The 22935-nt window shown below is 56.1% G+C and carries 22 protein-coding genes; 6 read left to right on the forward strand and 16 right to left on the reverse strand.

The genetic code is table 11. The annotated features are described in order from the left end of the window. Positions 1-14 precede the first annotated feature (14 nt). Positions 15-479, forward strand: a complete 465-nt coding sequence (nrdG, locus tag GUC22_RS24105) for an anaerobic ribonucleoside-triphosphate reductase-activating protein (RefSeq protein WP_049131684.1) — start codon at positions 15-17, stop codon at positions 477-479. A gap of 17 nt (positions 480-496) precedes the next feature. On the opposite strand, the gene GUC22_RS24110 is transcribed toward nrdG, so the two are convergent. Next, on the reverse strand, positions 497-2215 hold the full coding sequence (locus GUC22_RS24110) for a type VI secretion system Vgr family protein (protein ID WP_160183805.1): 1719 nt from the start codon (positions 2213-2215) through the stop codon (positions 497-499). A gap of 190 nt (positions 2216-2405) precedes the next feature. Continuing rightward, positions 2406-2891 (reverse strand): Hcp family type VI secretion system effector, encoded by a 486-nt coding sequence (locus GUC22_RS24115; RefSeq protein ID WP_004137212.1) that lies wholly within the window; start codon positions 2889-2891, stop codon positions 2406-2408. Positions 2892-3468: 577 nt separating this feature from the next. On the opposite strand from GUC22_RS24115, the gene GUC22_RS24120 reads away from it, so the two are divergent. Next, positions 3469-3861 (forward strand): DUF4280 domain-containing protein, encoded by a 393-nt coding sequence (locus tag GUC22_RS24120; RefSeq protein WP_064342101.1) that lies wholly within the window; start codon positions 3469-3471, stop codon positions 3859-3861. A 45-nt stretch (positions 3862-3906) separates the two neighbouring features. Here GUC22_RS24120 and GUC22_RS24125 read toward each other — a convergent pair whose 3' ends face one another. The 12 genes from GUC22_RS24125 to pmbA form a co-directional block, all read right to left on the reverse strand. After that, a complete protein-coding gene (locus GUC22_RS24125) occupies positions 3907-5817 on the reverse strand; it encodes a BglG family transcription antiterminator (RefSeq protein ID WP_004137216.1) in 1911 nt (636 codons plus the stop codon). Between the two features lie 22 nt (positions 5818-5839). After that, positions 5840-6991: a lactonase family protein gene (locus GUC22_RS24130; RefSeq protein ID WP_102649949.1), complete on the reverse strand. Its 1152-nt coding sequence runs from the start codon at positions 6989-6991 to the stop codon at positions 5840-5842. A 124-nt stretch (positions 6992-7115) separates the two neighbouring features. Then, complete coding sequence (dagF, locus tag GUC22_RS24135; protein ID WP_004137220.1) at positions 7116-7856, reverse strand: 2-dehydro-3-deoxy-phosphogluconate aldolase; 741 nt, start codon at positions 7854-7856, stop codon at positions 7116-7118. After that, entirely contained in the window at positions 7853-8971 is a 1119-nt protein-coding gene (locus GUC22_RS24140) for a DgaE family pyridoxal phosphate-dependent ammonia lyase (protein WP_024360521.1), read from the reverse strand. The genes dagF and GUC22_RS24140 overlap by 4 nt, the downstream gene beginning before the upstream one ends. Further along, positions 8955-10088: an amidohydrolase/deacetylase family metallohydrolase gene (locus tag GUC22_RS24145; protein WP_102649950.1), complete on the reverse strand. Its 1134-nt coding sequence runs from the start codon at positions 10086-10088 to the stop codon at positions 8955-8957. The genes GUC22_RS24140 and GUC22_RS24145 overlap by 17 nt, the downstream gene beginning before the upstream one ends. Before the next feature lie 42 nt (positions 10089-10130). After that, positions 10131-10775 (reverse strand): DUF4310 family protein, encoded by a 645-nt coding sequence (locus GUC22_RS24150; protein WP_004128208.1) that lies wholly within the window; start codon positions 10773-10775, stop codon positions 10131-10133. A gap of 12 nt (positions 10776-10787) precedes the next feature. Next, positions 10788-11564: a DUF4311 domain-containing protein gene (locus GUC22_RS24155; protein WP_004098075.1), complete on the reverse strand. Its 777-nt coding sequence runs from the start codon at positions 11562-11564 to the stop codon at positions 10788-10790. Between the two features lie 21 nt (positions 11565-11585). Then, the gene (locus GUC22_RS24160; protein ID WP_024360524.1) at positions 11586-11885 is read right to left on the reverse strand and encodes a DUF4312 family protein; all 300 of its coding nucleotides are present in this window, start codon (positions 11883-11885) and stop codon (positions 11586-11588) included. A 2-nt stretch (positions 11886-11887) separates the two neighbouring features. Continuing rightward, positions 11888-12250 (reverse strand): SFCGS family glycine-rich protein, encoded by a 363-nt coding sequence (locus tag GUC22_RS24165; RefSeq protein ID WP_110276583.1) that lies wholly within the window; start codon positions 12248-12250, stop codon positions 11888-11890. An 11-nt stretch (positions 12251-12261) separates the two neighbouring features. Beyond that, a complete protein-coding gene (locus GUC22_RS24170; protein WP_004098070.1) occupies positions 12262-12600 on the reverse strand; it encodes a PRD domain-containing protein in 339 nt (112 codons plus the stop codon). Positions 12601-13040: 440 nt separating this feature from the next. After that, positions 13041-13427, reverse strand: coding sequence for a cytochrome b562 (cybC, locus tag GUC22_RS24175; protein ID WP_004128201.1), 387 nt, complete (start codon positions 13425-13427; stop codon positions 13041-13043). A gap of 36 nt (positions 13428-13463) precedes the next feature. Beyond that, positions 13464-14816 (reverse strand): metalloprotease PmbA, encoded by a 1353-nt coding sequence (gene pmbA, locus GUC22_RS24180; RefSeq protein ID WP_004128199.1) that lies wholly within the window; start codon positions 14814-14816, stop codon positions 13464-13466. Between the two features lie 94 nt (positions 14817-14910). Here pmbA and yjgA point away from each other — a divergent pair, with 94 nt between their 5' ends. The 4 genes from yjgA (at position 14911) to GUC22_RS24200 (ending at position 20467) form a co-directional block, all read left to right on the forward strand. Continuing rightward, positions 14911-15462, forward strand: a complete 552-nt coding sequence (gene yjgA, locus GUC22_RS24185) for a ribosome biogenesis factor YjgA (RefSeq protein ID WP_004128196.1) — start codon at positions 14911-14913, stop codon at positions 15460-15462. Positions 15463-16082: 620 nt separating this feature from the next. Continuing rightward, positions 16083-17594 carry a CoA-acylating methylmalonate-semialdehyde dehydrogenase gene (locus tag GUC22_RS24190; RefSeq protein ID WP_160183806.1) on the forward strand — a complete coding sequence of 504 codons (1512 nt, stop codon included), beginning with the start codon at positions 16083-16085 and terminating at the stop codon, positions 17592-17594. A gap of 194 nt (positions 17595-17788) precedes the next feature. After that, a complete protein-coding gene (locus GUC22_RS24195) occupies positions 17789-18931 on the forward strand; it encodes an iron-containing alcohol dehydrogenase (RefSeq protein ID WP_004871027.1) in 1143 nt (380 codons plus the stop codon). Positions 18932-19258: 327 nt separating this feature from the next. After that, entirely contained in the window at positions 19259-20467 is a 1209-nt protein-coding gene (locus tag GUC22_RS24200) for an aldose 1-epimerase family protein (protein ID WP_024360280.1), read from the forward strand. Positions 20468-20881: 414 nt separating this feature from the next. Here GUC22_RS24200 and GUC22_RS24205 read toward each other — a convergent pair whose 3' ends face one another. Together GUC22_RS24205 and mpl are read right to left on the reverse strand one after the other, a co-directional pair. Continuing rightward, positions 20882-21427, reverse strand: coding sequence for a GNAT family N-acetyltransferase (locus GUC22_RS24205; protein WP_160183807.1), 546 nt, complete (start codon positions 21425-21427; stop codon positions 20882-20884). A 64-nt stretch (positions 21428-21491) separates the two neighbouring features. After that, the gene (gene mpl / locus GUC22_RS24210; RefSeq protein ID WP_004871032.1) at positions 21492-22865 is read right to left on the reverse strand and encodes a UDP-N-acetylmuramate:L-alanyl-gamma-D-glutamyl-meso-diaminopimelate ligase; all 1374 of its coding nucleotides are present in this window, start codon (positions 22863-22865) and stop codon (positions 21492-21494) included. Between the last annotated feature and the right edge of the window lie 70 nt (positions 22866-22935).

The raw sequence follows: 22935 nt of genomic DNA on the forward strand, positions 1-22935 counted from the left end.
GAGAAGAGGAAACAATGAATTACCATCAGTACTACCCGGTAGATATCGTTAACGGTCCGGGCACCCGCTGCACCCTATTTGTCTCCGGCTGCGTTCACGAATGCCCCGGCTGCTACAACAAAAGCACCTGGCGGCTAAATTCCGGCATGCCGTTCACCGCCGAGATGGCCGACCGCATCATTGCCGACCTCAACGACACGCGCGTTAAGCGCCAGGGGATCACCCTCTCCGGCGGCGACCCGCTGCATCCGCAGAACGTCCCGGAGATCCTTAAACTGGTTCAGCGCGTTCGCGCCGAGTGCCCCGGTAAAGACATCTGGGTATGGACCGGCTACACGCTTTCCGAACTTAACGACGCGCAGATGCAGGTGGTGGATCTCATCAACGTGCTGGTTGATGGCAAATTTGTGCAGGATCTCAAAGACCCGGCGCTAATCTGGCGCGGCAGCAGCAACCAGGTTGTGCACCATTTGCGTTAATACCAGCATGGCGTTCATCAGTTAATTTTCACCAGGCCACCTTTAATCGCCAGCATCCCGCCGCCGTCAACGGTCTGGGTGGCACTGGCTTTGCTGGTAAGCGTCGCTCTTGCTTCCTGGCTGATGGTTACGGCTTTCTGGGACAGTGAGGATTTGGCTTCACTGGCGATGCTGGCGGCATCCAGCTTCATGCTGCCTGACGCGCTGGCGTTAAGACCCGCCCCACTCTTTATGTCCAGGGTTTTGCCGCTCTCGAGGGTGAGCGTGCCGCTGACCTTAATCGTCAGATTACCGTCAACATTGAGCGTGTAGTTGCCTTTTACCTTATGCGTCTCATTACCGTCGATAGCGTGTTCCTGATCGCCCTTCACCGTTACGCTGCGTTTATTTTTCACACTCAGGATCTCATCATGGCCAACGATGGTTGTACTGTCGTTCAGCACGGTGACCTGGAAATCCTTCTGCGCCTGCATCGCCAGCAGCTCGGCATCTTTTTTGTCGTCGAAGCGCAGTTCGTTAAAGCCTTGTTCGCTGTGGGTTTTAATGCCCGACTGAGTTTGATTCGCCGGTAGCGCATACGGCAGGGCATTCGCGCCGTTGTACACACAGCCGGTAATGAGCGGCTTATCCGGGTCGCCGTCGATAAAGCTCACGACCACTTCCTGACCAATGCGCGGGATAAACTGCGCGCCGAAGCCGTTGCCGCTCCAGGCGGTGGCGACCCGCAGCCAGCAGGAGCCGATCTCATCGTTTTTGCCTTCCCGCTCCCACGGAAACTGCACTTTTACCCGTCCGAGCTTGTCGGTCCAGATTTCTTCTCCATTTTTGCCGACCACCGTTGCGGTTTGCGTAGGCATAAACGGCTTCGGCGTGGCGCACGGTGGGTGATACGGGGTGGCTTTCGGGATAGCGGTAAAACGGTTACGGTAGCGTTCGCCGTCATATTCCTGGCTGACGGTGGTGATGAGCCAGTCGATATTGGTTGCTTTGTCGTCATGATCGGCGAGGGTAAACCAGTGCCCTGCCATCAGCGCTGGGCAGTCGCTTTCGCCGATCAGCTGTTTCGGCTGCTCAGATTTATCATTGCCGGGGTGAGCCCCCTGCGCGGTAGCCTGTAAACGCAGCTGCGCCGAACGAATCATTCCGGTTTCCCGCCCGCCGTTCTGAGCCGCCTGATACTTGACTTTTTTCTCGCCGGGAATAGGCGGGCAGGCGCTGTTATCATCCGCCAGCACCAGCGTATGCTTGCCTTCTTTATGGGTGAAGAACCAGAAGATCCCCTCCTGCTCCAGCAGCCGCGAGACAAAATTGAAGTCGCTTTCCTTATATTGCAGACAGTATTCACGCTTCGCCGGTTTGCTTTTCAGCTGGAACTTGTAGTCGGTAAATCCGCCGTCCTTAAACACCTTCTCGACAATTTCTTGCGCGTTGAGGTTCTGAAAAACGCGGTTGTTGCTGGAGAGCGTCAGCCACCACAGCCAGGGGCGCAGCACAAACTGATAGCGATCGGCGTTGCTGGTCGCCGGAAGCTGGCGCGCCTCGGCAATCAGCCCGTCATAGTCGGCATTGTTGATCGTTGTTGTTAGATGGGTCGCCAGCACGGTATCAAGGATTAACGGCACGGAGGTGGTTCCTGCGACAGTGGCGGTGGTCAGGCCGTTAAGCTGGGAGTCGGTGCGCGCGGTCGCGGCAGTAAGGCCGGTCAGGGTGAGTTTGATGATGGTGGTTTCGGGCATGGGAAATTCCTTTTCAGCAGCAGCGCTAACGCCGGTCAGCCTGATGATAAACATCATCACCATCGCACCTACCTACGGCAATCGCAGGAACACCAGCCTCCTGATCCTCGACCTGATACCCGGCGCTACGTAGCTTGATTTTATAACGGTATAATTTGCCGCAAAGGCAGGCGGTGCGAAGCTTCCACCCTCAGCTACCTTTCTTATTCATCGCCACATCCCAAACGGAAGAGACGTTGCCTTCTTTCTGACCATCCGATTTCTGAGCGGTGATTTCCCATTTAATTTTGGTAAAGTTCAGCGACATCGTTTCGACCGGTTTGCCGCCGGAACCGCCGCTAACGCTCAGATGTGAGATAACGACGTTCATCATGGTATATACGATAAATGGCAGCATTTTTCCGTTATCATTACGGCACAACGTCAGAACGGCTTCTGTAATCGGTTTCCCGCTACAGCAGTACTCATTGAGCTTTGGCGTCGCGAGATCGACAAACTTGGTCAACGACATTTCACCGACATGCGCCCGTCCTGAGGTACGTTCAGTGTTACTGACGTCATTAGCGATCTGCATCGCCACGTTATGGCTGTAGCTCATGATCTCAAGCTGTTTTTCAAATCCTTTGGCCTGACTTTCACCTTCGATATCGTCGAGCTTTAAAAAAATCGCATCCATCTTTTGCTCCTTATCAATCAGCCGGCAACCGGTAGCGGCAGTTCCGCCATCAGCCGAATCGCACCGCTTTTTTTCACATTCCTATTATTTTTACGCACATTGAACTAATACAATGATTTTTATGCTAAGCGTCTTCGCCTATATTCGCCCATTCCTGTTACGAGAATATTCGTAGTGCTAATTCTGTCGCCCCACTATTCAAATAGTATTTTTTCAGGATAACCATAAGCAATATAAAAAAACACAACCACAAATAAATATCAATCAAATTCTTTACTGCCAATCACCGAATGATAATTGATAAAAATCAAATTAAAACAATTAATTAACCAAAATCAATTAGATGTAAAACAACCAACAAAATATACATCGATGAAAACCGCTCGCTGATATCAACTCTTTAACAGGTTAAATTATGAATAGTGATATGCATCAAAAAACGCATCTACTTTATTTATTACTTTGGTTATGTAGTATCTGTTCAAACTAATAAACGGGCGCTGAATGTTATAAAAGCGCATCAGTTTATTCCGCGAGTCATCATCCGCCGACTGTGGCGGCAACTGGGGGTATTACCATGAGTTGTCCCGGAGTTTGTACCGGCGCATTATTGCAGTGCTCATTTGGCGTTGCGCCGTCGATGCTGAACGTACTGCTCACCAGCCCCACCCTCGTCAGCAACATGCCGATGGCGAATATTATGGATAACAAACCGTTTGTGAATATTTTGCCGTTCGGGATCTGCAACAGTATCGCCAACCCGACGGTGGCCGCCGCTACCGCCGCAGCGCTTGGGGTATTGACGCCGATGCCCTGTATTCCGACAACGCCCGCGCCGTGGATGCCAGGCTCACCCACGGTGCTGGTGGGGAATATACCCGCCCTCACCGCCCAGTCACAGTTGATGTGCATATGGGGCGGCGTGATTCAGATTCGTTTTCCTGGGCAGATGACGACGGTCGTGGCGTGATGTTGTGAACGGTGACAGATACGGAAAACGTGGCGAAGGGCCAAATCAAAATCGGCTGACGCACTCCATCGCCACCGCTTTAAACTCATCAAAGCTGCGGGTGACGGCCAGGCGGGCCATAGCGCGTTCGCGCAGGAAGGTAACGAAAATATCGTAGATCGCCATCGCTTCTTCATACTCGCTTTTGCTGATGGCAAGCAGGAAGATGATATGCGCGGTTTCATCGCCCCAGGCAATGCCGTGCGGCGCAATCACGGTATAAACCACGGTCTTTTTTGCCAGCAGCCCAAGGGCGTGGGGCAGCGCGATGCCGTCGCCGAGCATGGTGCTGACGATAGCCTCACGCTCCACCACCGAATCATGAAACTCCGCGCCGACAAACCCCTCCCGCTGCAGCTGCTGGCACAGCGTGGCAAACAGCGTCTGCCGATCCATCGGAGCATCAATTACCTGAAAGTGGGCCTCATCAAAATACTTATTCAGCATCCACGGACGCGTGCGGTCCACCAGCACCAGCTTGCCGATTTGGTCGAGCTGATAGTCGGTAGGAAACGGCGCAATGGTCACCACCGGTTTATCTTTCTCGCTGATGCGCACGGTGGAGATGACAAAATCTTCCGCGACTTCTTGCCGCTGTTCATATTCGCGCTGCGAGAGGGTGGCGGCAATTTCCAGCTGCGGATACTTTCGCTGAAGAATAGCTTCAATCATCCGCACCATCGCGTTGCTGGTATCGCACACCAGCAGCACCTGCGGCTGACGCTGGTAGCCGATATTGTAATGGCGCTCCAGCCCGACGCCGATATGCAGCACCAGAAAGCCGATCTCATTTTCGCTGATGGCGTAGGGGGTATATTTTCCCCAGCTGGATACCGCCGCCAGGGTCATATCCCACGCCATCGGATAGTGCTGCTTGATGTTATCGAGCAGCGGATTGGGGATCATTATCTGGTAGCGCACGCGGGTGATCATGGTCTTAATATGGGTCAGTAAATCCGCATGCAGCTGGGCGTCGTCCAGCAGATTGTAGTTATATTGCTGATTGATATAGCGCAGGATGTAGTTCACCAGCGCTTCGTCGTCGTCGGCGCTGATGGTGCCCGGATCGACGTCCTGCACCTGACGGGCGGCAAGATGGACGCACAGCCACTCCTCTTCCGCCGCGGCAAGCGGTTTACCCGCCAGCTGTTGCAGGGTGCTCGCCAGCTCGCGGGCGGCGTCGCGCACGTTCTGCGCCACATCCTCGGCGCTAAAGTCGGCCAGCGGATACCCTTCGCTCACGCGGCGCACGGCAACCGCGCCGTACAGGCAGACAAAACGTTCTCCCGCGTCAGTCAGGCGCACGTGATGGCGGGTCAACGTCTCCTGCAGCACGCCCGCCAGCAGCGCCGGTACGCTGGCGTCAAACGCCTCTTCGCCGATAAGCGGGTTCAGCGGCCCCTGCTGGCTCAGCTCCCACAGCAGATCGGTCAGGCAAGCGCGAATGGAGACCTCGCTCCCGAACAGCTTCATGCCGTGGCGCGGACGGGTCTCGAGGGTGAGCTGATAACGCTGAAAACGTTCGCGTACGTCAACCATGTCGCCCTGTAAGGTGGCGCGGCTGACGAACCACGCATCGGCCAGGTCCTCCAGCTTGATAGAAAACGCGGAGGTTAAAAAGCGCACCAGCAAAAAGTGGCTGCGATCCGCCGCGGTTCGCGGGATGTGCTGCGCTTTCGGCGCGCTCTCTTCCAGCGTCTGATAGCGCGACGGATCGTGGATCACCAGCTGATAACCGCTGCCGCGAGTGAGGGTGAACTGCGCGCCGTAGTGCTGCAGCAGCGCGTTCAGCGCGGTAATGTCCGCGCGCACCGTGCGTGTAGAAACCGACAGCCGCTGCGCCAGCTCCTCCTGCGGCAGCGTTTCGTTTTGCAACAGAGTAAACAGCTGCGCTAAACGTTGATTGGGAAATCGCATGTCAGTTCCTTTTTCTTACGGCTCAGGGTTGAGCGGATATCACCATCTGTGACGGGCCGCCGACCGGAGTGTAGTCCGGGGAGAACGTCAACCTGCCATCCTTCGGCGCGACGCGGAAACGGGTAATGTTGTCGCTACGCTGGTTCATGACGTACAGCCACTGCCCCTGACTGTCCAGGGTCAGCGTGCGCGGGTAGTCGCCGCGGGTCCAGATATCTTCCTGGTGACTCAGGCTGCCGTCGGCCAGCACCGTAAAGTGGGCGATACTGTTATGCAGCCGGTTGGCGACGTACAGCTGCTTGCCATCGCGGCTCAGGACCAGGCCGGCGGCAAAGCTGGTGCCCTTATACTCTTCAGGCAGCGCCGAGACCGTTTTCCCCTCGCGCAGCAGGCCGCTTTGCTTATCAAGATGATAGAAGGTAAGCGTCGATGCCTCTTCGTTAATCAGCCATAGTCCGTCGCCCTGCGGCGTAAACACAAAGTGGCGCGGCCCGGCGCCGGGAGATGAGGCGTCAATAAACGGCGGATCGTTCGGCGTCAGCTTGCCGCTGGCGTTATCCAGCCGGTACTGATAGATCCGGTCCAGCCCCAGATCGGTGGAGTAAACGAACCTACCGCTGGGATCGGCGGCGACCATATGGGCGTGGGGGCCGTTATGATCGCTAATGGCAAAACTGCCTTCGACGGCCGCCGCCGGGCGTTCCGCACCCGCAGGCCCTTGATCCTGATGTATATCCACCGCTTCGCCCAGGTTACCCTCTTCCTTCACCGGGAGCACCGCGATACTGCCACTGACGTAGTTTGCCACCAGCAGATGGCGGCCATCGGGGGTCAGGGAGAGATAAACCGGCCCGGCGCCGCCGGAAGCGACCTGATTGAGCTCGCTCAATTCGCCGTTGCTGCCGATGCGCCACGCCTGAACCACGCCCTTGTCCACTTCGCTGGCGGCGTACAGGGTTTTGCCATCCGCCGAGACGGCGAGCTGGGCAAGATTAGGCAGCTTAGCAACCAGCGCTTTATCGCGCAGCGCCCCGGTCTGGCTATCAACGGTAAAGCGGTACAGTCCTTCGCCATTGGGGTTGTAGGTGCCGACCCAGGCGTAGTGGGTTTGCGCAGCGGCGCCGGCGGCGAGTAGAGAGAGTGAAGCAACAAGCAGGTGACGAGCGGTTGGCATGGTGGCTCCTTGATGGTTCGCTAAGGGTTTCCCCTCACCCTAACCCTTTCCCCAAAGGGGCGAGGGTACAGTTCGGTATTCTCCCTCACCCTTTGGGAGAGGGCCGGGGTAAGGGGCAACGGCGCTATTTGACTAACTGTTTGGTGATCGAAAGCAGCTGACGCACGTCCGCCGGGCGGGTGTTACCGCTGGCTTTATCAATAATCGAACTGTAGATATGCGGGATAATTTTACTCACGCCGGCGTCCAGCGCGATCTGCAGGATCTCGCCGTAGTTTTCCAGATCGATCCCGCCGGTCGGCTCCAGCCAGAAATCATAACGGGCGCAGGCCTCGGCAACCGCGATAAACTCGTCGCGATGTTTTAACCCGCCCATCGGGAAGTATTTAATCGAGCTGCCGCCCATATCTTTCAGCAACGCAATCGCGGTTTCCAGCGGTACGATGCCGTCCGGCGCGCCGCTGCTGAGCGGGCCGGTGGAAATCTTCACCATCCCCGGCGTACCGGTTGGCGACACCAGGCCGTTGACCACGGTGTCGTTCTGCCCCAGCAGCGCGCGGCTGGTCGCTACGCCGGTAAATACCTGATTAACGTGCTGCGGCTGCACCTGGCGCGAGATTTCGCTGACCATCGCCGACTGGTTTGGGTCGCCGGCTCCCAGCCCCACGGAGAGCGCGTTATCAATCCGCAGCGCGTATTCCCGCATATCGGCCACCGCGCTGGCGACGTCCGGGTAATTTTTGGAGAGCACGCCCACCAGTACATGACCTTCCGCCGCCTCATAAATCTCGCTGGCGTTATCTTTACTGCCCGCCAGCACGTTCAGGCAGACGCGGTCACGGTAAAAATTAGGGGTCAGTTTCATGCGTTTTTCTCCTTGTTCAGAACCTCTGCAATCCGACGGGAGACAATCTCCAGTTGCTGCGCGTTCACGCTGCGGACATCGGCTTCAATAATGCCTTCATTGGCCTTATAGCCGCGGAAGTAGATGGCGTATTCGCCCTGCTTCAGCGCGTTGACCAAATCACCGGTATTGACGCCGGTCACCGCTTCATCAAACTTAATCTCCGCCCGCGCGATATCGCGACCGGCGCTGTCCCAGACCACGCGCGCCGTCACGCCATTAAGCGTATTAAGCTGCTGAATAAACGGCGTCATCTTCGCCACCATCTGCTCACCGCTCTCTTTGCTCGCCGTCAGGTAGTGTTCGATGGCGCAGGTCAGGCCGAGAATCCCCTCTTTGCCCACCTTCATCGCCCGGCCAATGCCGTTCGACTGGCGTTTGACCCACTCAACGTATTGGGTTTTGCCGATCACCAGCCCGCTGGTCGGCCCTTCGATCGCCTTCGCGCCGCTATAAATCACCAGATCCGCGCCGGCGCGATAGTAGGCCTGGAGGTCTTCCTCCGCCGCCGCGTCGACAATCAGCGGCAGATTATGGCGCTGCGCCACCGCGGCCGCCTGCGCCACGTTGAGCATGCTTTTCTGCACGCAGTGGTGGGATTTGATATACAGAATGGCCGCGGTGCGCGGGGTAATCGCCGCCGCCAGCTGCCCGGCGGAACATTCATTGGCGTAACCCGCTTCCACCAGCCTGCCGCCGCCCAGCGCCACCATGGTGCCCACCGGCGCGCCGAAGTTGACGTTATGGCCCTTAGGCAGCACGATTTCGTTGTTTTCGATCGGCGTCACGTGCAGGTTTTCCAGCAGCCAGTCGCTGTCTTTTACCAGCACCGCCGCCACCGACTGGGCGATGCCCGCCGAGGCGCAGGAGACGACGGTCGCCCCTTCCACGTCCAGCAGCTTCGCAATATACGCGCCGGTTTTATTGACCAGATCTTTCATCTCGAAGTACTGGTTCATGCCCGCCATCGCGGCTTCGACCACTTCCGGCCGCGGCGTGGAGACGCCGAGAATGGTCATACGACCGGAGGTATTAATAACCTGTTTTAAATCATATTTCTCAAAAATCGAAGGCATTTTCCGCGCTCCCTTGTTCGGTCAGATAGCCCCTGCCCGCGCGAACGGCGGCAAGCGGCTGCAGAATCGTGTCGGTCTGAAGGCTCTCTTTTTCCGCATCCACCAGCACCGTCGGCGTCTGCGCGAGGGTAAACAGCGTGAGATCGGCGTCGTAGCCCACCTCCAGCCGCCCTTTATGAGTCAGACGCAGGCCGTCTGCGGCGTTGGCGGTCACGCAGTCGATGACCTGCGGCAGCGACATCCCGATGGCGAGGAATTTCGACATCACCAGCGCCAGCGAGCGCACCGGGCCGTCGATACGGTTGCGGCAGTAGATATCGGAGCTGATGGTGTGCGGCAGAATGCCCATAGCAATCGCCCGACGCGCCACCTCAAAGCTGAAGCTGGCGGTACCGTGGCCGATATCAAGGCGCACGCCGCGCTGTAGCGCGCGGGAAATCGCACTTTTCAGCTCGCCGGACGGCGTCAGAATACGATTGGGTTTACCGTTGTAGCAGTGGGTAATGATGTCGCCTGAGGTCAGCAGATCGGCGATTTCATCCAGGTCGGGCGGATTATTGCCGATATGCACCATCAGCGGCAGGCCGCCGTTTTCCTGCTGCATCGCCTTCGCGCGCGCCAGTGGCGTAATGCCGTTTTCGCCCACCACGCTGCTGCTCATCCGCGCCTTCAGGCCGACGATAAAGTTCGGATAGCGGTTGACCGCCTGCTTCACCGCCTCCGCGTCGATATTCGCCATATTGGCCAGTTCATTCTGGGCAATCAGTCCGACGCGGGAGATGTTAAGCAGGGCATAAACCTCGGTCGCGGCTTCGCGGGTCAGCTGGTAGAAATCATCCACGTCGTCCGCGCCGGTGCTGCCCGCGTCAATCACGGTGGTCACGCCGGTAGCAATCCCCACGCTGTCCGGCTCATCATGGTATATCGGCGAGCTCGGATAGCAGTGAACGTGGGAGTCAATCCAGCCCGCGCTGACGTAACAGCTGCCGTCCAGCGCAATAGTTTTGCGCGCAGGGGCGCTAATCTCGCCAAGCGCCGCGATTTTACCGTCCCGGATGGCGATATCGGTCAGGGTATCGTCGACGAGGCGCGCACGGCGCAGGAGTAAATCAAACATATCTCTCTCCTGTTAACGCGGGCGCCGATGCGCCCGCAGGACTTAACTAATCGCCACCGGGAAAATTGACCCAAGGAGCATCGCGCCAAGGATCGCGCCGCCGGTGATCGGCTTCTGCCAGATGTAGAACAGCAGCGCGCCCGCCAGAGAACCGATGCCGATAGGAATAGAAGCGGCCATGGCGCTGAGAATAATCAACGGCCCGAGGAAGCGGCCGGAGGCGTTACCGGCCCCCATCATGACGTCCGCACCGTAGGTGGAGTCGCTCTGGTTGATGGTGAATTTACGCGCCAGGATGATGATGTAGCCAATGGCGAGGCCAAGCACCAGGCCGGTGGCCAGAGAGGCGGCAAAGTTGGCGACCGGGAAAACAAAGCCCGCGCCGAGCAGCAGCGCCGGAACGCCCAGGCCGACGCCGGTCTGAATCGCTCCGCCGATATCCAGAATCCCCACCAGCGAGCCTTCGATAATACGCGCGAACAGGAAGCTGGCGCCGAACGCCGCCACCGCGCCGTAGGCCCCGGTATCGATTCCCGCTTTCAGCATCGCCACGAAAGCGACTTCGTTAAACGCGCCGATGCCGTAGAGGTAGTACATATGCGTCCCGGCAAAGACGCCGGAGGAGAGCAGGCCAACAAAGATCGGGAACGACCAGTCGGCATACCAAAAACCTTTATTTTGTTCCATGAGAGGCTCCTGTTATTTACCGCTGAGCGAGTTGTGGATCAGTTCCAGCCAGTTCGGCACGGTCAGATGGAAGGATTCAATCATCTTCATGTCGAAACCGCGGAAGAAGCCGCTCAGGACGAACAGCGCGACGATGGCCACCATCATCACTTTAGTGACGCGGTGCCAGCCGCTCTCTTCTACGCCTTTACCAATCAGGATGCCCAGCACCAGGCCCGGTACGGCGTTACCCATAATCAGCTGCGCCGCGCCGCCGAAAATCGTCGCCCAGAAGCCCGATTTTTTACCGGCATCAATCGCCGCCAGCCAGAAGATAACCGGCATCACCGTGTTCACCAGCAGGTTTGCCGCCGGAACCAGGACTTTGACCGCCGTCACCTGCAGCGCTTCCGGTACTGAAGAGGCGGTCAGGTTAAGGAAAGCGACCACGATCATGCCGATAATGCCGCAGGCGATGGCCATCTTTTTCGGATCGTGCAGCGTCTCGCCGACGTTGCGGTTTTTGATCATCAGGGCCGCCGCCCCCCAGTTGGGGATGATGCGGTGGTCAACGTCCTGCGTGAAGGAGCCTGCCGCGACGGAAGAGGCCCAGGCGTTGAAGAAGAAGCCCAGGCCAAAAGAAAAGTGGGAAGCCGGATCGCCTTCACATGAATTCAGCTCGCCCAATGTACGAAACGCCCCCATCCCCTGCGTGGTGGGCGCATGAAACATGCGTGCCGCTCCGGCGCCAACGCCGACGCCGACCAGGCCGCCGATGATGAGCGATTTTATTAAAATTATCAGGAACATAGTCTGACCCTTTGGTGAAAATCAGGTTTGCGTGACGAAATCCACTTTATCGAGATTAATGGCGGTCACGGTGACGGTGACCTTCAGCTCCACGCTGTAGCTCCGTCGCTCGCGGCGCAGAAAGAAGAATAAAAACGCCTCTTTCCGTACCGCTTCACGCGCATGAACAACCTCCACATCCTGTGGTTCAATACGCAGTAGAATGTGCGGCGACGTTTTCATCACCGCCGCCTGAACATGGTTCAGCGCATCGGCGAAAGCGCGCGCTTTGCTCTCGCCTTTGCCGGTAACGCTCACCGTGGTGGTGAATTGCTCTTTCATGCTCACACGCCGTACTTCTTCTTCCAGGCCTCAACCAGGCGTTCGCCCAGCTCTTCTTTATCCATAAAGCCGAAGCCCAGAACGTTGTAGCCTTCGTTGATCGCGGTGACGCCTTCATCAACGGAACGCATGCCATATTTTGCTTTGTAGCCGTGCTTATTCTGCGCGGTGATCGCCCCTGCGCCGCCGCTGCCGCAGAAAGAGATACCGAAGGTGGCGTTTTCGGCTTTCATCATGTCGCCCAGCTTCATATCCGCGGCAACGCCCGGGACGACAACGGCGCGAGCGCCGGCTTTTTCCGCACCTGCGGCAACTTTTTGTCCTTTACCCAGGCGATCGCCAATAACAACGGTGATTTGTTCCATTTGAGTGCTCCTTACAGGTTATCTTTCGCGACTTCGAAGTGGACAGACAGCAGCCAGGCTTCTTCATCTGGCAGATTGCCGAACTGTGCGACCACTTCGCGGGCCAGCATCATTGAATCTTCCGAGATCTCTTCGAACAGGCTGGCATCCACTTCCGGCAGCGGCTCGCCGCTGATTGAGCGATGGGCCATCGCCCGAACGTGGGAGGTCAGCATTTGCTCCTGCACGTCGTTGGGGACGATGTTGCGGCGGCTTAATAGCGCGAAAACCTGCTGCAGCATCTTATCGGCCAGCTGCTCGGTTAGCGTGGCCTGCTCCTCTGGGACGTGTGTTACCGCTCCGTTATTCACTTGAATTACCCCGTTGATGTCTCTGGAGATAACACTAATGCCGGGGAGAAAGAGTTTGTAGCGAGTTGTTTTCCACTTCGAAGTGGAAAGAACGGCGGCAGGTGTGATTCATTTCACATAACCACAAAGAATGTGTTCACTTAACAAAATTCGCGTGATGAATATCACAAAAACGCCAGCGATGCTGAAACGGAACCCGCTGAGTAGAAAAGAGAAAAATGTGATGAAGGTAGTTTTTTACGTCAGCTTACCCACCTGCAAGGGCCTGCGGAACGGTTTGGGGTTTGGGGTTTGGGGTTTGGGGTTTGGGGTTTGGGGTTTGGGGTTTGGGGTTTGGGGTTTGGGGTTTGGGGTTTGGGGTTTGGGAGTATTTTTCAGTTTGCCATGCCGGGCGAGGCGTCAGCCGCCGCCCGGCAGAAATACCTAAAATCTAAAAACGATTAACGATACTTCTTGTGATAGGCGTTGCGGGTGGTTTTAAACTCTTCCGCGGCGGCCTGGGCCTCTTTAACTTTACCTTCATCGGCCAGCTTCAGCGCGCCGTCGATCTGGCCGATCAGCACATCAAAACCGTGACGATAATCTTTCATTTCCGCGCTGTCCGCCGCTTTACCTTCCAGCTTCGGCGGCGTCTCTTTCTGGGCATCCACCGCCGCCGTACGCATCTTATTCAGCGCCGCTTTCAGCTCGCCGGCGTCGGAGGTTTTCTGCACCACTTGCAGGTTCTCGGCAAGGGTATCCATGTCTTCGCCCAGATCGGCGAAGGCCGATGCCGAACCGAGCGCAAAAGCCGATACGGCCAGCATCGCTAACAGTTTTTTACGCATTGCTCACTTCCTTTTTTATTATTTAGCACACAGGTTTTATTGCCCGGCGATTTTCATCTCCGGCAGCAGCACGGAACCGCACTGAATGTTGCTGCGCGTCTCGATATCGTCGCCGATGGTCACGATATTACGCCACATATCTTTCAGATTTCCTGCAATGGTTATCTCACTGACCGGATACTGAATTTCGCCATTCTCTACCCAGAAGCCGGATGCGCCGCGTGAGTAGTCGCCGGTGACGCCGCTTACACCCTGCCCCATCAGTTCCGTTACGACAAGACCGGTTCCCATCTCTTTAAGCAACTTTGCAAAACTGAGGCCGCGGCCGTTGATCCGCCAGTTGTGAATGCCGCCCGCGTGGCCGGTGCTCTTCAGCCCCAGCTTGCGCGCCGAGTAGTTGGTCAGCAGCCACTGGGTCAGCACGCCGTCTTTAATGATATCGCGGCGTTCCGTACGGACGCCTTCGCTATCAAACGGGGTGGAAGCCAGTCCTTTCAGCAGGTGCGGATGCTCTTCAATGGTCAGCCACTCCGGCAGGATCTGGCTACCCAGCGCATCAAGCAGGAAGGTGGATTTACGATAAACCGACCCGCCGGCGATCGCTCCGACCAGATGCCCGAACAGACCGGTAGCGACTTCGTTGGCGAAAATCACCGGCGCTTTCATCGTCGATAGCTTACGCGGGGCCAGGCGCGACAGGGTACGGCGGGCGCACTCCTCGCCAACCCACTCCGGCGATTGCAGATCGTCTATCGCCCGCCCGATGGTGTAAGCGTAATCGCGCTCCATATCGCCATTCTCTTCGGCAATCACGCAGCTGGAGAGCGAATGGCGGGTCGAACAGTAGCTCTGCAGCATACCGTGGCTGTTGCCGAAGACTTTAATGCCGTAGTGGCTGTTAAAGCTGCCGCCTTCAGTATTGCTGATGCGCTTATCGGCTTTCAGCGCCGCCTGTTCAGCGCGGGAGGCCAGCTCAATGGCTTCGTCCGGCGACACTTCCGCCGGATGGAACAGGTCAAGATCCGGGGCCTCAAAAGCCAGCAGCTCTTTATCCGCCACGCCCGCGCACGGGTCCGGCGAGGTGTAGCGGGCAATATCCAGCGCCGCCTGCACCGTGCGGGCGATAGCCTGCGGGCTAAGATCGGTCGAAGACGCGCTGCCTTTACGGTTTTGGTGATAAACGGTGATGCCCAGGGCGCCATCGCTATTGAATTCTACGTTCTCCACTTCGCCGTAGCGGGTACTAACGCCGATACCGGTAGTTTTGCTGACGGAGACTTCCGCGCCGTCGGATTTGCCTGCCGCCAGTTCCAGCGCCGTGGTCACGGCCTCTTCCAGCGTCTTACGCTGTTGTGCAACTTGAGAGATGACTTTCATCGCTAATGCCATAATGTAAGAAGGAGTTAACTGAAGTCTAACAGAGAACCGTTTTTCAGTGCGCGCCTTAACTGGTAACATTAGTCTCTTTTTTAAGGAGCCTGAGATGACAAAGCAGCCCGAAGACTGGCTCGACGACGTCCCTGGTGATGACGTCGAAGATGAAGACGATGAAATTATCTGGGTCAGTAAAAGTGAAATTAAGCGCGACGCCGAAGAACTGAAGCGTCTTGGCGCGGAAATGGTCGAGCTGGGTAAAAACGCGCTCGATAAAATCCCGCTGGATACCGACCTGCGCGACGCGATTGAACTCGCCCAGCGTATCAAGAAAGAAGGCCGCCGCCGCCAGATGCAGCTGATTGGTAAAATGCTGCGTAGCCGCGACGTCGAGCCGATTCGTCAGGCGCTGGACAAGCTGAAGAACCGCCACAACCAGCAGGTTGCGCTGTTCCATAAGCTTGAGCAGATCCGCGATCGTCTGATTGATAATGGTGATGAAGCCGTGGCTGAAGTGCTGAACCTGTGGCCTGACGCCGATCGTCAGCAGCTGCGTTCGCTTATCCGCAACGCCAAAAAAGAGAAAGAAGGCAACAAGCCGCCGAAGTCCGCGCGTCTTATCTTCCAGTATCTGCGAGAACTGGCCGAAAGCGAAGGCTAATTCTGAACGACTCCCCCGGATTACGGCCCGTGCCCAATCCGGGCGACCCCCCCACCTCCTCTTACAAATCACATGGCGATAGCCCGTCGCCGTTGTCATGGCTTTAAATCGGTTGTAATTTTTCATTTTAATTCCATTTGGCGTTTATATTTAAATTTTATTTCACAAAAAAGCCGTTCCATTCCTGCCTGGCTGGTCATTCCACCTTTCCTCTAACGCTGCCAGACAAATCCCAATGCATTAATCTAATTAACTTAAATAACAAAACCCGTCTTTATAACGCTGACTTTATCAGCAGTTTGCTTATCTTTGATCCATCTCTCAAAACGGTTTTGTTATTTCATACATCATTATAATGAAAAATTAATTTCATTAAGTCGTGAGGAACGAAACGGTGCGAGCGCGTATTTTGGCCAGTCAGTTCTGTTAATTAAAACCAGGCGTCTGCAGGCTTTCTTCAGGAGAAAGTCGACCAAATCTTCCGCGCCGCCGCAGGTGAATCGCCCGGTAATCATCAGGGATTCACTATTCACGAAAGTGGCTGACCCGGCGCTAAGCCGTTCGCCGCCGGTCAGAGCCAGATTTTTAGAGAGTCGACAGCTATCATCATGGAGAAAAATATGACTACTGTACCAAGGCTGAAATATTTCGTTGATGGTCAATGGCGCGTATCGCAGACCGAACGCTATATGGACGTCTATAACCCAAGTACCGGGGAAGTGATGGCTCAGGCCCCCTGCTGCACCGAGCAAGAAGTGCTGGATGCCGTTGCCGCGGCGCGCAAAGCCTTTCCGGCGTGGTCAGATACGCCAGCCATTAAACGCTCGCAAATTATGTTCCGCGTTCGCGAATTATTAATCCAGCATCAGGACCGTTTAACCGAGCTGGTGGCAAAAGAAAACGGTAAAGCCTGGGGCGACGCCCAGGGCGATGTTTTAAAAGCGAAAGAAGGCACCGAGCTTGCCTGCTCGATTCCCACTCTCATGGCCGGCGAAAACCTGATGGACGCCTCTGCCGGGATCGACACCAACCTTTACCGTGAGCCAATTGGCGTGTTCGCCGGTATTGTGCCGTTTAACTTCCCGGCGATGATCCCGATGGGATGGATGGCGCCATTATGCGTCGCTTCCGGTAATACCATGGTGATAAAAGCGGCCAGTATGACGCCGATGACCTGTATGGAAATCACCAAGCTCTATCAGGAAGCAGGGGTGCCGGATGGGGTTATCAATGTGGTGACCTGCTCACGTAACGAAGCCGATATATTGCTAACCCATCCGGACGTCAACGGCGTCTCCTTCGTCGGCTCCACCTCCGTGGGCCTGCACGTTTACTCCAAAGCCGCCGCTCATGGCAAACGCGTTCAGGCGCTGTGCGAAGCGAAAAACCATGCCCTGGTGCTGGCCGATGCGCCGATTAACCGCACCGCAGCGGGGATTATCAACGCCGCGTTTGGCTGCGCGGGCGAACGCTGCATGGCGCTGCCGGTCGTCGTGGTGCAGGAAGAGATCGCCGATAAGCTGATTGCCGCCGTCGTCGAAAAAGCCAAACAGCTGAAAATCGGCCCCGGCTATCTGCGCGATACCGATATGGGTCCGGTTATTTCTAAAGACCATAAACGGTCGGTGATCGGCTGGATTAATAAAGGCATTGAGGAAGGGGCAAAGCTGGTGCTCGATGGTCGCGCTATTCAGGTGCCGGGCCAGGAAAACGGCTTCTACGTCGGGCCGACCATCCTGGATCGCGTAACCGAAGAGATGAGCGTCGGAACGCAGGAAATTTTCGGGCCGGTGCTGTGCTTTAAGCGGGTGAAAACCTTCGAAGAAGGTCTGCAATTAATGAACAATAACCCGTTTGCCAACGGCTCGGTTATTTTCACCCAAAGCGGCTACTACGCCCGTGAATTCCAGAAACGCACGCACGGCGGTATGGTCGGTATCAACGTCGGTATCCCGGTGCCGGTCGGCGTATTCCCGTTCTCTGGCCATAAGCAGTCCTTCTTCGGCGACCTGCACTGCCTGGGCAAAGACGGCGTACGTTTCTATACCGAATCAAAATGCGTGACCTCGCGCTGGTTTGATGAAGAGGAAGCGAAACGCGAAAAAGTCGACTCCTGGGACGGTACGATTTAAACGCCGCTACTACCCCAAATAATTCAAGTTGCAGTCAACGCACCAGCCGCTCGAAGTATGACGGTCAACTCCCTCCAGATATTGCTCCGGCAATATCTGGAGCATTAATTCGATTTTTTTACTCTGCACGTGTCGCTGAATCGTAAATGACGAATGCACACTAAAAAAATCCTTAATATTAAATGGAGTTTCCTATGACCCAGGCCTTCTCAATTCCTCGTAGTATTATTTATGGCGAAAACGCTTTAGAACATCTTTCCACGCTGAGCGGTAAAAAAGCCGCATTAGTCACCGGCGGAAGTTCAATGAAGCGTTTTGGCTTTCTGGATAAAGCCGTTAGCGAACTTAATAAAGCGGGGATGGAATGCATTATTATCGATAATGTGGAACCCAACCCATCCATTAAAACCGTCTGGCGCGGCGCAAAAGAGATGCAGGCCTTTGAACCAGACTGGATAGTGGCGATTGGCGGCGGCTCTGCGCTTGATGCCGCCAAAGTCATGTGGTGTTTTTACGAGCATCCGCAGCTGAAGTTCGAAGATATTCTCCCGGTCGGCTCCATGCCAGCGCTGCGCAATAAAGCCCGGTTTGTAGCGATTCCTTCCACCAGCGGCAGCGCCTCTGAAATCACCGCGTTCTCGGTGATCACCGATACGGCAAATCATATTAAGCACCCGATTGTTGCCGCCGATCTGGTGCCGGATATAGCTATTCTCGACCCCACAATTCCGGCAAAAATGCCGCCGCACGTCACCGTTCACACCGGTATGGACGTTCTGACCCACGCGATTGAAGCCTATGTGTCCACCGCGGCCAACTCGTTTACCGATCCCTATGCGGTAGAAGCGATTCGGCTGGTGTTTAAGTATCTGGAAACCGCCTGGCGCTCGCCTGATGATATAAACGCCCGCATGCATATGCACAACGCCTCTGCGCTGGCGGGAATCGCCTTCACTAATGCTTCGCTGGGATTAGTCCACGCGATGGCGCATAAAATTGGCGGCGAGTTTGGTATTACCCACGGGCTGGCGAACGCGATTATGTTGCCTTATATCATTCGATATAACGCGAAGTTCACCAAAAAATATCGCCAGCTGGAAGCGGCTTTAGGCATCAATAACCTGAGTGATGCGATCAACGCGCTGAATCAACGTCTGGGCGTGCCGAAAACGCTAAGCCAGTGCGATGAAGTTGAAATCAATGAAGTGACCTTTGTGAATGTTCTCGACAGAATGAGCCGCCATGCCGTCGACGATCCCTGCACCTTAACTAACCCTAACTATCCGTCCGTTCAGGATGTCAAAGGGCTCTATACCCAGGCATTCTACGGCGCTTAATCGCCTCCCCGCTGCGTTTTTCTTAAACGGTAAAGCAGCGTCAACCAGGGCCGCATAGGTAATTAAAACCCGGCGGCCTTATCGGTTCCACAGACGTCATCATAGCCGTGGCCAACAATAGCTGAATCGTTAAAGCTTATTTCGCTTTAAATCACATATTTTTAGCAAACATTTTTATAATTGCCTAAAAAACGCGATTTAAATCTCATTTAAAAATATAAAAACGGCCATTTTCTCACCAGGTGAGACACTTCACATTTTCATAATCCACTTGCAACTAAATTCCCTCCATCAGCGACACAATCGATTCAGCAAAAGGAATAAAAAATGAAAAAAACATTAGCTTTAACCGTAATCGCTATGCTTGTTTCTGGGCCAGTAGTAGCAAAAACGTGGGTGCTGACAAGCGCTGAAAGCGGCATGGATAAAGGAAACTGGCAGATAACCAGCGATCAGCTGAAGATTAAAGATCATAATTTCAGCATTGAGCAAAAAGTCCTTCACGGCGGTAAACAAGAAGGCAGCAAAATCCTCGTCATCCACAGCAAAGACGGCCTGACAATTACCCTGAGCCCGACCCGCGGCATGAACCTGCTGAAAATCGAAGGGTTTGGTTCGCGAATGGGCTGGGACTCGCCGGTTAAAGAGGTAGTCAACCCGGCATTCATAAACCTCGAAAGCCGTAACGGGCTGGGCTGGCTGGAAGGGTTCAATGAGATGATGGTGCGCTGCGGCTATGAATGGACCGGCCACCCGGTAACCGCAGACGGTCAGATTTATACTCTGCACGGCAAAGTTGGCAACACGCCGGCCTCACAGGTGGAAGTGGAAGTCGCGGACGCCGCGCCGTATGAAATTCGCGTTCGCGGACTGGTGAAGGAGAGCACGTTTAAGAAAGCGGATCTGCAGACCATGACCGAGCTGCGCTATGTACCCGGCAGCAACAGCTTCAGCCTGCACGATGTCTTAACCAACCATGCCGACTATCCGCATGACTATCAAATTATCTATCACAGCAACTTTGGCAAGCCGATCCTCGAAGAGGGGGCCCGCTTCCTGGCGCCGATTTCAAGCATAAGTCCGTTCAATGACTACGCCAAGGCCGGCTTAAAAACCTGGCAAACCTACGCCGGTCCAACCAAAGGTTTCGATGAAATGGTGTTTAATATGCAGCCGCTGGCGGATGAAAATCATCAAACCCTGGCCGCCGTGGTCAACAAAGCCGGCGATAAAGGGGCATCGATTCAGTTTGATACCCGCCAGTTGCCGGTGCTGACGCTGTGGAAAAACACCGATACCGAGAAACAGGGCTACGTAACCGGTATTGAGCCGGGCACCAGCTACGCCTATCCGGTGACCATTGAGCGCGAGCAAAAACGCGTTAAGCAGCTTCAGCCAGGGGCAAGCACCCAGTTTGATCTGACCTATACGCTGCTGCACAGCAGCGAGCAGGTTGCCGACGTGGAGAAGAAAATCGCGGCCATTCAGGGCGATACCAAAGTGGCGGAGAATGAAACGCCTATCGCGAAGGAGTAGCGTAAGCTTTGAGCCCGTCCCGGGTTGCGGCGTTACGCCTGACCCGGGCTACCGGACCGCAGACGGCGCTGAACCCGTAGCCCGGCTAAGCGCAGCGCGAGCCGGGAGAAAAGCGGAGATGACATTGCGCGCTGCCTCCCGGAGGCGGCGCTTGACGCGCCTTGTCCGGGCTACCAGCCCGCAGACGGCGCTGAACCCGTAGCCCGGCTAAGCGCAGCGCGAGCCGGGAGAAAAGCGGAGATGACATTGCGCGCTGCCTCCCGGAGGCGGCGCTTGACGCGCCTTGTCCGGGCTACCGGCCCGCAGACGGCGCTGAACCCGTAGCCCGGCTAAGCGCAGCGCGAGCCGGGAGAAAAGCGGAGGTGGCATTGCGGGCTGCTTCCCGCAGGCGGCGCTTGATGCTCCTTATACGGGTTACAAAACCTTGGCCGCACCAGCCCGATCCATGACCACCAAACGCAAATCCTGCGCAAAGCGCTGGTACTGCGCTTCATTAATCGGCTGCGGGTAGCTCAACACGATCAATTCATGATCGGCGATCCCCTGATGATAGCTCGGGTGGCGATGGGCCCAGGGATTCGCGCAAAAACCCATGGTGTCATAAAAGCGCAGGCGCTTATGGGCGATCTCGCTGGTCAGCGGATCGATTTCCAGAATGGTCAGCGGCGCGCGCTGAAGTATTTCAGCTAACAACCGCTTGCCGTAGCCGCGCGATCGTAACCTGTCGTCAACGGCCAGATGCTCAATATAGACATAGTCGGTAAACCGCCAGCAGCCGCTCAGGCCAATAAACAGGCCATCATCGAACCAGGCTTCCAGTTCATAATGCGGATTATCAAGCGCCTGCTGTTTAGCCTCGGCTTCACGCTGTTCATGCCACGGGAAGGCCCTGCCGTACAGCGCGTCAAGCGCGGGAAAATGCGCGGAATCGGTAGAGGTCACTCTTTGTGAAATCAACATGAACCATCCTGGTCACAAAACCCCTCCGCCCTCGCGCGGAGGGCGGATAAACGAGGAGCATAGCCTACTCGGCCGCCTCGGCTTTTTTCGCCAGCTTATCGAGCAGCTTCTGATGAATGCCGCCAAATCCGCCGTTGCTCATCACCAGAATGTGGTCGCCCGGATGGGCAGTTTTAACAATCATCTCCACCAGCGCATCGACATCGGCGCTCCAGTGCGCGGGCTGAACGCAGGCGTCAGCCACTTCAGCGACCTGCCACGGAATATGCTGCGGCTGCAGCAGGAAGACTTCGTCCGCGCGGCCAAGGGACGGCGCCAGGTCGTCTTTGCAGATACCCATTTTCATGGTGTTGGAACGAGGTTCAAGCACGGCAAGAATACGCGCGGTACCGCCAACCTTGCCGCGTAGCGCCTGCAGGGTCGCCAGAATCGCCGTCGGGTGGTGGGCAAAATCGTCGTACACGGTCACGCCGTTGGCTTCGCCGCGCAGCTCCAGACGCCGGCGGGCGTTAATAAAGCTGCCCAGCGCGTTAGCCGCATCGGCAGGCTGCACGCCGACATGACGGGCGGCGGCAATGGCCATCAAACCGTTATGCATATTATGTTCGCCAACCAGCGCCCACTTCACCTCGCCGACTTTCTCGCCGTCCAGCCACACTTCCCATGAGGAAGCATCTGTGGTGAGCTTTTTCGCCTGCCAGTGGCCCTGTTCGCCGACCAGCTCCTGCTCGCTCCAGCAGCCCATCGCCATCGTCTGTTTCAGATTGATGTCGTTCTCCGGCAGGATAATCTTGCCTTTGCCCGGCACAATGCGCACCAGATGATGGAACTGTTTCTGGATCGCTTTCAGATCGTCAAAGATGTCCGCGTGGTCAAACTCAAGGTTATTGAGAATCAACGTGCGCGGGCAGTAGTGAACAAACTTGGAGCGTTTATCGAAGAAAGCGCAGTCGTATTCATCGGCCTCAATCACGAAGAACGGGCTGTCGCCAAGGCGCGCGGAAACATCGAAGTTGCCCGGAACGCCGCCGATAACAAAGCCCGGCTTGTAGCCGCAGGCTTCGAGGATCCAGGTCGCCATGCCGGCTGTGGTGGTTTTCCCGTGCGTTCCGGCAACCGCCAGCACCCAGCGATCGCGCAGCACGAAATCGTGCAGCCATTGCGGTCCGGACATGTAAGGGATATTATTTTCCAGCACCGCTTCCACGCACGGGTTTCCGCGCGTCATCGCGTTACCGATAATTACCAGATCCGGCTGCGGATCCAGCTGGCTGGCATCATATCCTTGAATTAACTCAATTCCCTGATTTTCCAGCAGGGTACTCATTGGCGGATAGACATTCGCATCCGACCCCGTTACCTCATGACCGAGGGAACGCGCCAGCATCGCCAGCCCCCCCATAAACGTGCCACAGATTCCTAAAATATGAATGCGCATTCGTCACTTCCTTCTCTTATCTGAAGCACAGTTTACCGGGATGTTGGGGGTGAAAGAAATGCATTTAAGG

Source organism: Klebsiella sp. MPUS7, from assembly GCF_009905335.1.
In the GTDB taxonomy this organism is placed as follows: domain Bacteria; phylum Pseudomonadota; class Gammaproteobacteria; order Enterobacterales; family Enterobacteriaceae; genus Klebsiella; species Klebsiella grimontii.

Coding starts and splice junctions, on each gene's coding strand:
- pmbA (WP_004128199.1), bottom strand. CDS start 14,816: ATGGCATTAGCGATGAAAGTCATCTCTCAAGTTGCACAACAGCGTAAG.
- GUC22_RS24120 (WP_064342101.1), top strand. CDS start 3,469: ATGAGTTGTCCCGGAGTTTGTACCGGCGCATTATTGCAGTGCTCATTT.
- nrdG (WP_049131684.1), top strand. CDS start 15: ATGAATTACCATCAGTACTACCCGGTAGATATCGTTAACGGTCCGGGC.
- GUC22_RS24130 (WP_102649949.1), bottom strand. CDS start 6,991: ATGCCAACCGCTCGTCACCTGCTTGTTGCTTCACTCTCTCTACTCGCC.
- GUC22_RS24115 (WP_004137212.1), bottom strand. CDS start 2,891: ATGGATGCGATTTTTTTAAAGCTCGACGATATCGAAGGTGAAAGTCAG.
- yjgA (WP_004128196.1), top strand. CDS start 14,911: ATGACAAAGCAGCCCGAAGACTGGCTCGACGACGTCCCTGGTGATGAC.
- GUC22_RS24140 (WP_024360521.1), bottom strand. CDS start 8,971: ATGCCTTCGATTTTTGAGAAATATGATTTAAAACAGGTTATTAATACC.
- GUC22_RS24155 (WP_004098075.1), bottom strand. CDS start 11,564: ATGTTCCTGATAATTTTAATAAAATCGCTCATCATCGGCGGCCTGGTC.
- GUC22_RS24165 (WP_110276583.1), bottom strand. CDS start 12,250: ATGGAACAAATCACCGTTGTTATTGGCGATCGCCTGGGTAAAGGACAA.
- GUC22_RS24145 (WP_102649950.1), bottom strand. CDS start 10,088: ATGTTTGATTTACTCCTGCGCCGTGCGCGCCTCGTCGACGATACCCTG.
- mpl (WP_004871032.1), bottom strand. CDS start 22,865: ATGCGCATTCATATTTTAGGAATCTGTGGCACGTTTATGGGGGGGCTG.
- GUC22_RS24150 (WP_004128208.1), bottom strand. CDS start 10,775: ATGGAACAAAATAAAGGTTTTTGGTATGCCGACTGGTCGTTCCCGATC.
- GUC22_RS24160 (WP_024360524.1), bottom strand. CDS start 11,885: ATGAAAGAGCAATTCACCACCACGGTGAGCGTTACCGGCAAAGGCGAG.
- GUC22_RS24125 (WP_004137216.1), bottom strand. CDS start 5,817: ATGCGATTTCCCAATCAACGTTTAGCGCAGCTGTTTACTCTGTTGCAA.
- dagF (WP_004137220.1), bottom strand. CDS start 7,856: ATGAAACTGACCCCTAATTTTTACCGTGACCGCGTCTGCCTGAACGTG.
- cybC (WP_004128201.1), bottom strand. CDS start 13,427: ATGCGTAAAAAACTGTTAGCGATGCTGGCCGTATCGGCTTTTGCGCTC.
- GUC22_RS24190 (WP_160183806.1), top strand. CDS start 16,083: ATGACTACTGTACCAAGGCTGAAATATTTCGTTGATGGTCAATGGCGC.
- GUC22_RS24205 (WP_160183807.1), bottom strand. CDS start 21,427: ATGTTGATTTCACAAAGAGTGACCTCTACCGATTCCGCGCATTTTCCC.
- GUC22_RS24200 (WP_024360280.1), top strand. CDS start 19,259: ATGAAAAAAACATTAGCTTTAACCGTAATCGCTATGCTTGTTTCTGGG.
- GUC22_RS24195 (WP_004871027.1), top strand. CDS start 17,789: ATGACCCAGGCCTTCTCAATTCCTCGTAGTATTATTTATGGCGAAAAC.
- GUC22_RS24110 (WP_160183805.1), bottom strand. CDS start 2,215: ATGCCCGAAACCACCATCATCAAACTCACCCTGACCGGCCTTACTGCC.